At 71.7% G+C, this 7,846-nt stretch carries 6 protein-coding genes and 1 tRNA gene; 2 read left to right on the plus strand and 5 right to left on the minus strand.

Annotated features, from left to right (window positions below; all coding sequences use genetic code 11):
* On the plus strand, positions 1-1,607 hold a 1,607-nt coding region (locus DEIPI_RS29540; protein WP_045233901.1), incomplete at its 5' end, for a collagen binding domain-containing protein.
* Positions 1,608-1,613: 6 nt separating this feature from the next.
* On the opposite strand, the gene DEIPI_RS29545 is transcribed toward DEIPI_RS29540, so the two are convergent.
* Complete coding sequence (locus DEIPI_RS29545) at positions 1,614-3,062, minus strand: multicopper oxidase domain-containing protein (protein WP_084474086.1); 1,449 nt, start codon at positions 3,060-3,062, stop codon at positions 1,614-1,616.
* Between the two features lie 96 nt (positions 3,063-3,158).
* Positions 3,159-4,259 carry a hypothetical protein gene (locus tag DEIPI_RS0107940; protein WP_027481421.1) on the minus strand — a complete coding sequence of 367 codons (1,101 nt, stop codon included), beginning with the start codon at positions 4,257-4,259 and terminating at the stop codon, positions 3,159-3,161.
* A gap of 94 nt (positions 4,260-4,353) precedes the next feature.
* On the opposite strand from DEIPI_RS0107940, the gene DEIPI_RS35455 reads away from it, so the two are divergent.
* Positions 4,354-6,660, plus strand: a complete 2,307-nt coding sequence (locus tag DEIPI_RS35455) for an ATP-binding protein (protein WP_052351664.1) — start codon at positions 4,354-4,356, stop codon at positions 6,658-6,660.
* Between the two features lie 14 nt (positions 6,661-6,674).
* On the opposite strand, the gene DEIPI_RS0107950 is transcribed toward DEIPI_RS35455, so the two are convergent.
* From DEIPI_RS0107950 to DEIPI_RS0107960, 3 genes are all read right to left on the minus strand, one after another.
* A complete protein-coding gene (locus DEIPI_RS0107950; protein WP_027481422.1) occupies positions 6,675-7,109 on the minus strand; it encodes a hypothetical protein in 435 nt (144 codons plus the stop codon).
* A gap of 49 nt (positions 7,110-7,158) precedes the next feature.
* Positions 7,159-7,422, minus strand: a complete 264-nt coding sequence (locus tag DEIPI_RS0107955) for a hypothetical protein (RefSeq protein WP_027481423.1) — start codon at positions 7,420-7,422, stop codon at positions 7,159-7,161.
* A gap of 202 nt (positions 7,423-7,624) precedes the next feature.
* Positions 7,625-7,699, minus strand: a tRNA-Asn gene (locus DEIPI_RS0107960).
* Positions 7,700-7,846: the final 147 nt, after the last annotated feature.

Below are 7,846 nucleotides of genomic sequence, written 5' to 3' on the forward strand. Positions count from 1 at the left end.
CGGTCGCGCAGCTCCAACCGGACGGGTTCGCGGCCCGCGCCTCGACGCTGCTGCTCGCCCGCCCCCTGCCGGGCCTCAGCGCCACGCTCGGCGGCACGTACGTCTCCTCGACCCTCCCCGGGACCCGGTCGTCGTGGAGCCTAACCCCGACCGTCGCGTACTCCGCCCGCCTCGGGGACGTCGGCATGTCCATGAACGTGGGCGGCTCCCTCGTCACGCGTCCCGGGGACACGCTGGGCTCCGACATGGCGCTGCGCGGGGGCCTCGGACTGTCCTTCGACCGGTACGACGCGAACCTCGACGCGCAGTGGAACGACGGCGTGGTGAACGACGCGCGGCGACGCGAGCTGGACGTCGGCTTCGGGCTGGGCGCCACCCTGGGGGACGCCGACCGCGTGAACGTCGGCTACACCCTGGCGTGGCAGCCGGACGGACTCACGCAGCACACCCTGAACGGCCAGTGGCAGCACCTGTGGACCCGGGACGCGCAGAGCAGCGTCACGTACGGCCGCTCGTACGCGCTGCGTCTGGACGGGCCGACCACGCTGACCGAGTCGCTCGGGCTCGGCGTGACCCTCACGAACGTGATCGGGCCGAACGTGGGCGTCAGCGTCGGGTACCGGCTCAACGGCGAGGGCGGCCTGCTGGGCGGAACGGTCGCGCAGCGGCTCACGGCGGGTGTCAGCACGAACGTCGCGCTGGCGTTCGACACGCCCGCGCCCGTGGTGGACCTGTTCGGTGGCCGCGTCGGCGGCGAGGTCAGCGGTCGGCTGTTCGTGGACGAGAACGCCAACGGCCGCCGCGACGACGGCGAGCGCGTCCTGGCGGGCGTCCGTGTGAGCGTGAGCCGCGCGTCCGCCGTCACGGACGCGGACGGAGCGTACGTCCTGCGCGTCTCGAAGGGCGCGCACACCCTGGAGGTGTCCGGTCTGCCCGTCACGCTCGACGTGCTGGGCCGCGCGAGCGTGGACGTGCCCGAGAACGGACGGGTGACGCGGGACGTGGCGGTCAGCCGGGTCGACTCGCTGGAGGTCAGCGTGGTGGACGACACGAACCGCAACGGCGCCCTCGACGCCGACGAGAGCTTCGTGCCGTACGCGCGCGTCACGATCGAGGGGCCCGTCACGCGGACCGCCGTCGCGGACCGCCGGGGCGTGGTCCGCGTATCCGGTCTTCCGGCGGGGCGGTACGTCGTCACGCTCGACCCGGCGGGTCTGCCCGATCGGTACGAGCCGCTCTCCGCGCCTCCGACCGTCGAGCTGCGGGAGGGCGAGCGGCCCGCGCCCGTCGTGCTGACCGCGGCGGAGAAGCCGAGGCAGCAGATCAGCAGCTTCGCCACGGGCAGCCTCGCCCTGCTCGGCGCGCTCGGCGACGACGAGGTCGATCGGGGTGGGTCCACCGTGATGCGGCTCCGGGTGCAGGGCCACGCGGACGACATGACGGTGGAGGCGTTCGGACGGACCTTCGCCGTCACGGGAACCGGACCGGACCGAGAGGCGACGATCGTCGTCCCGGCGGACGTGCAGCCCGGCACATACGAGGTCGTCGCGACCGCGCGCGGCGCCTCGACGGTCCGTACGGTCCGCCGCTGGGTCGCCGTGCGCTGAGCACCCTCATTCCACGACGACCTTCGCGGTCATGTTCGTGTGGGGCAGGCAGTAGTACGTGTAGGTGCCCTTCTTCGTGAAGGTGTACGTCCACGCCTCGCCCTGCTTCAGCATCACGGGCGTGCCGCCCGACTCGTTCGACGAGTCGAACGCGCGCGTCTTCGGGTCGCCGCCGGGCAGGCCCGCCGTGACGCTGTGCCCGACCGCGTCGCGGTTCACCCACGCGACCTTCGTGCCGACTTTCACGTGGAGTTCCTTGCGGTCGAAGGCGAAGTGGTCGATGTCGACGACCTGGACCTTCGTGTCCTTCGGCAGGTGGTCGTACACGTGGTTGTGGGCGGGGCTGTCGTCGGGGTACTTCTCGCCGGCCTCACCGCTCGCCGGCGCCGCCGACGTCGTCATGTGGCTGTGCACCGACGCGCCCTTCGCGAGCTGCCCGTACGAGTCGAGCGCGGGCCCGCCGTTGATCATGAGGTGGATGCCGCCCGGGTAGATCCCGCCGTTCGTGACGTCCTTGACGATGTGGTCGTGGAAGGGGAAGCTGCCGTCGCGTCCCTTCACGAGGATGTCCGCGCGCTCGCCGGGCGCGATCACGAGGGTGTCGCCGCGCACGGGCTGCGGCAGGTCCACGCCGTTGCGGGCGATCTCCAGGAAGGTGTTGCCGTGCAGGTGCAGGCTGTGCACCTCCTCGCCCATGTTCGCGACGCGGATGAGGTCCGTGCGGCCCTGCGCGATGGTGATGTCCGGAATCAGGGGGAACGACTTCCCGTTGATGAGGAAGTAGTTCGGCTCGCTGTGGTGGACGGGCGCGGCGGGGTTCTGACGGCTGTCCCACTCGTCGAGGACCATCGCGTGCTCCTCCTTCCAGACCTTCGCCTCCTGGTCGCGGGGCTCGACGACGATCACGCCGTACATGCCCATGTCGGCGTGCAGGTACGTCTGGTAGTGGCAGTGGTACGCGAAGGTGCCCGCGTCCGTCGCGACGAACTCGTAGGTGGCCTCGTCGCCGGGCATGACGTCCGTGAGGCCGTCCATGTTCTGCGCGAGCCGCGCGATCCCGTGCAGGTGCACGGTGTGCGGCTGGTCGTGCGTGTTCCTGAAGTGGATGATGACGCGCTCGCCCTGCGTGACCTGGATGGTGGGGCCGGGCACGCTGGGCTGCTGACCGGGAAAGCCGTACGCCCACTGCTCAACCTTCACGCCGGGGGCGATCTCGGTCATGATCCTGTGGACCTCCAGGGTGAACTCGCGGGTGCGGCCCGTCGCCTCTCGGACGGTGGCGGTGTTGTTGTCGGCCGTCTCGTACGCGGTCACGGCGCTCGCGCGGGCGGTGGTGTCGGGCGCGGCGGGACGTGCGGCGACGGCAACGATGCCGGCGGTGAGCGCGACGGCGGCGGTCGCGGTGAGGGCGAGGGTGACGGTACGCAGGCGCTGCTGGGTGCGGTCGAGGTTCATGGTGGGCTCCGTGGGCGACGGTGGAGTGAGGGAGCGTCGTCGTCTGCACGGAGCTTCGCGCCGCGAAGTTACGGACCCGTTACGGACGGTGAGAAGTCACGAGGCGCCCTCCACGCCGAGGCGCAGCAGCGTCACCATGCCGGGGCCCCAGCGCCGCAGGGCCTCCTCCCCGGACCAGTCCCGCTTCTCGCCCCAAGTGCTCCAGAGCCGCAGGTCGGGTTCGGACGCCGAGAGCCGCCCGAGCACCGCGCGGAGGATCACCGCCGTCCGCAGCGCCGTCAACGCGGCGAACGCGAAGCGGACGTCGTCCCCGTCGAGAGGGACACCCGTCTCCGCGATCCCGGCGAGGTAAGCCTCCACGCTCTCCCGCGCCAGGTCCCCCGCCCCGTCCGGATCCGCGTGGAAGCGGCAGACGTTCAGGACGGTCGCCATGGCGGGGTCCGCGCCGGGCGGGCCCACACCGAGCGCCTGCCAGTCGAGCAGGACGGTCTCGCGGTCGGAGACCGCGCGGACGTTGGAGCGGACGGGGTCGAGGTGCACGAGGGTCGGCGGGAGCGCCCGGAGCCGCCGCTCCCAGCGCTCGCCCGCGCCGGCGACGGCGTTCAGGAGCGCGCGCGCCTCATTCCCGAGGACCTCCCGCACGAGGGGCGCGCGCCACACGCAGTCCGCGCGGCTCACGTCGTCCTCACCCGGCGGGGCGCACAGGCCGTCCATCCAAACGCGCCACGACCACGCGGGCGCCTCGCCGCGCAGGCGCCGCGCCGCGCCCCACTCCCCGAGGTGACGGGCCGTCAGGACGTGCCGGGAGGGAGGCCACACCTCCGGCGTGGGGTCAGGCACGTCCTCCAGCCACAGGAGCACGCGGTCCGCCGAGGGACGGGTGACGTGCAGCAGACGCGCCGGACGCACGTGCGCGGTGGGACGCAGCAACCCCGAGGTGTACGCGCGCCACTCCCGCTCCCACGAGGGATCGACCGGATCGTGCGCGTCGGGGCGCGCGGTCTTCACGACCATCGACCACGCCGCGTCCCGGCCACGGGTCCACGCCCGGCCCTGTACCCGCACGAGGGCGTCGGTGACGTCACTCACGACCCGCCAGTCCACGCCCGCCGTCGTCCAGGCGCCCGGGAGGGCGTCCGGGTCGCCCAGGAGCGCGCGGACGGCGATGCGGACGTCGGCCTCGTCGAGCTTGTTCACGCCCCCGCACTCTACCCGGCCCGCCGCCCCTCCTCGCTCGGATGAAGCGTGAGCCTTCACGGACGAGGTGAATTCAGGCGTATGGTGGAGAGCGATGCCCGACCTCACCCCCTCCCGGGCGCTCACGTCCTCTCCTGGCACCGCCGATCACTTCGCAGAACACGTCGCCGCCCTCGACGTGTTCACCGCGTTCACCGAACTCGCCGCGACCGAGACGGACGTCCTCGTCCTGACCCGCAAGGCTTACGAGGTGATGACCGCGCGGTTCGAGGGGCACTCCAGCGCCTACTACGAGATCCAGGGCGGCCTGTGGAAGGCGCTCACGTGGACGCCCGAGATGACGCCCGAGCAGATCGGCATGATCCGCGCGGGCCTTCCCCTCGACGTGCCCTCCTTCGCGCGGGCCCTCTCGACGCGGACGCCCGTGTTCGTCGACGGCTGGGACGCCGCCCGCGAACGCATCGAGAACACCGACGTGTTCGGGTCCGCCTGCGTCTACCCGCTCGTGGTGGGCGGTGACGTGCGAGGCCTGTTCACGGTCGGCCTGCGCGGCGTCGAGCGATGGCAGCCGCGCGATCACGCGCTGATGAACGCGCTGGGGCGCAGCCTCACGCTGGCGCTCGAACGCACCGAGCAGGCCCGGCGGCTCGAAGCGCAGAACGTCGAGCTCAGCGCGCGGGCGAGGGCGCTGGAGGGCTTCGCGGCGCTCACGCGTGACCTGGAGGTCAGCGCGGACGTCTACACCCTCATCCGCAAGGCGCAGGAGATCGTGCTGTCCCTGCTGCCGGTCGGGTACGCGCTGTACTACGAACGGGACGGCGACCGCTGGCGCAACCGCGTGCAGATCGGGGACGTCCGCAACGCGGAGCTCCAGGCGTTCATCGACGCGGGCCCCCTCGTGGGCCGGACACCCAGCGTGGACGTGCCCTGGACGACCGCCGAGGCGTTCTACCAGGATCAGTACGCGCAGGGCAGCGACACGCCCGAGGAGATGGTGCCGCACGTCCTCGCCGCCGCGAGCCTGCCGGTGCTGCTCAGCGGGGCGCCCGTCGGGGTGTTCGTGGCGGTGCTGTTCGAACGGCACACCTGGACCCGCACGGACCGCGTGGTGCTGGACACGGTGGTGCGCAGCCTCGGCTTCGCCCTGGAGCGCGCCGCGCAGGCACGGCAGCTGGAGGCGCAACGCGCGGACTTGGAGGCCCGCAACCGGGTGCTGGTGAGCTTCGAGGACTGGACCCGCGAGCTGAGCGACCACACGGACCCCTACACCCTGATCGAGCGGGCGCAGGCGCTGCTGTACGACCTCCTGCCGCTCGGCGCCGCCGTGTACTACGAGCGCGAGGGGGACCGCTGGTGGGCGAAACGGATGCTGGGCGAGTTCGGCAGCGACGGCCTGCGCGAGGCGCACGAGCTGGGCCTCCCCCACGCCACCACCACGAACCTGCGCGTGCCCTTCGAGACGGGCGAGGTGTACTACCAGGAACCCTACGACGTGCACAGCGACGGCCTCGGCGACCACATGGTCCACGTGTCCGCCACGGCGATGCTGCCCCTCACGTCCGCCGGGCACGTCCGGGGCATCTTCGGCCTGTCGATGTTCGAGCACGGCGCGTGGACGTCCACGCAGCGCACGGTCATCGAGACGGTCGGGAACAGCCTGGAGCTCGCGCTGGACCGCGTGGACAAGGCCGCCGAACTCGAACGCGAACGGGCGGCGCTCGCGGCGGCGAACGAGGAACTCGAGGCGTTCGCGTACAGCGTCAGTCACGACCTGCGGACGCCGGTGCGGCACATCGCGGGCTTCAACCAGCTTCTGCGCAAGGCCGTCGGGGCCGCGCTCGACGAGAAGGCCACGCGGTACCTCACCATCGTGGACGAGGCGGCGCACAGCATGAACCGCCTGATCGACGCGATGCTGGACCTGTCACGCACGTCGCGCCTGCCGCTCCAGCGGGGCCCGGTGGACCTCGGGGCGCTCGTGCGGCAGATCGTGCGGGAGAGCGAACCGGACCTGCTGGGCCGCGAGGTGCGCTGGGAGATCTCGGACCTGCCGCTCGTGACGGGGGACGTGGACATGCTGCGCCAGGTCATGGTGAACCTGCTGACCAACGCGCTGAAGTACACCCGCGCGCGGGAGGTGACGGTCGTGCGCGTCTGGGCGGAGGTCCGCCCGCGCGAGACGGCGGTGTTCGTGCGGGACAACGGCGTCGGCTTCGACCCGCGCTACCAGGACAAGCTGTTCGGGGTCTTCCAGCGGCTGCACCGTCAGGAGGAGTTCGACGGGACGGGCGTGGGCCTCGCGAACGTGCGGCGCATCGTGACGCGTCACGGGGGCCGCGTGTTCGCCGAGGGTCACGTGGGCGAGGGCGCGACCTTCGGCTTCACCCTGCCGTCCGGCTGACCGCGGGGGCGTCCTCAGCTGGCGCGGTAGATGTTGAGCTGCCCGACGTAGCGCACGGTGACGAGCTCGAGCCGTGCGAGCCGTTCGAGGACGGAGTGCACGTCCGGCATGCGCATGCCGAGGGTGGTGCCGACCTGCCGGGCGGTGTTGGGCGCGGCCTTCAGGAAGGCGTGCACGGCGAGCTCGTCACGTGAGAGTCTCGTCGGGGCGGTCGGGCCCGGACTTCCCGCCGGACGGGCGAGCGAGTAGCTGACGCGGCCCTGCGTGCCCGCGTGACGCCGCACGCGGCCCTCGTGCAGCAGTTCGAGCATGGCGCGCTCGAACAGGCGGGGTGTGAGCCGCGCGGCCTGGAACAGGTCGAGTTCGGAGGTGCGGTCGTCGTTGAGGAGGCCCGCGAGGGTCTCGCGGGCGTCACGCCATTCCTGTCGGTCCCAGCCATTGAGCGTCATGTGGTCCTTTTCGTGGACGGCGCGGGGAGCGCGGAGGCTCCTCCCGTCGTCAGTGCAGATCTGCGTCCGCACCGGTTCGGGCTTCCCGGGCGAGCGCCGTGAGATCGTCGATGAGCAGGCCGACGGGCAGAACGCCCGCGCTCGGCACGCGCCGCAGCGTGAGCAGGACGAGCTCCCCGACGGAGGGGGGATCGTTCCGTCGAGCGGCGATCAGGAACGCCGGGCTCCTCCCGAACAGCCAGACGTGCTGCCGCGGGGTCCTGAACAGCAGCAGGAGCTCGCGGGCGTACCGCGAGACTTGATCCTCGGGCATGGAGACTCCAGACGATGCGAGGGGCGGAGTCGTCCAAGCACGGGGCGCGACGGGATCGACGCTTCCACTGTACCCCCTGGGGAGACCGCCCGGTACACATTCCCCCCGTTCGCTCAAGGGTGGCGGGCCGGGCACTTCGTCCGGGTCGAGCGGGGGATGCACGAGCAAAAGGAAAAACCCCCTCATGGAGGGGGTTCCCGTCTGGCTCGGCAGGTAGGGATCGAACCTACGACCATCCGATTAACAGTCGGACGCTCTACCGCTGAGCTACTGCCGAATACTCGCTTCGTTCGCGCGTCTGCGCGCTCAGCGAGAGGAACTATAGCAGAGGGGGGCGGGCCGCGCAAGTGCTCATGAGGCCCGCCGGGTGTCAGGCGAGCGCGAACACGCCGAGCGCGCGGAAGCGGGCGGCGCGCTGCTCCAC

Origin of the sequence: Deinococcus pimensis DSM 21231, assembly GCF_000519345.1 — a bacterium.
GTDB lineage: Bacteria > Deinococcota > Deinococci > Deinococcales > Deinococcaceae > Deinococcus_A > Deinococcus_A pimensis.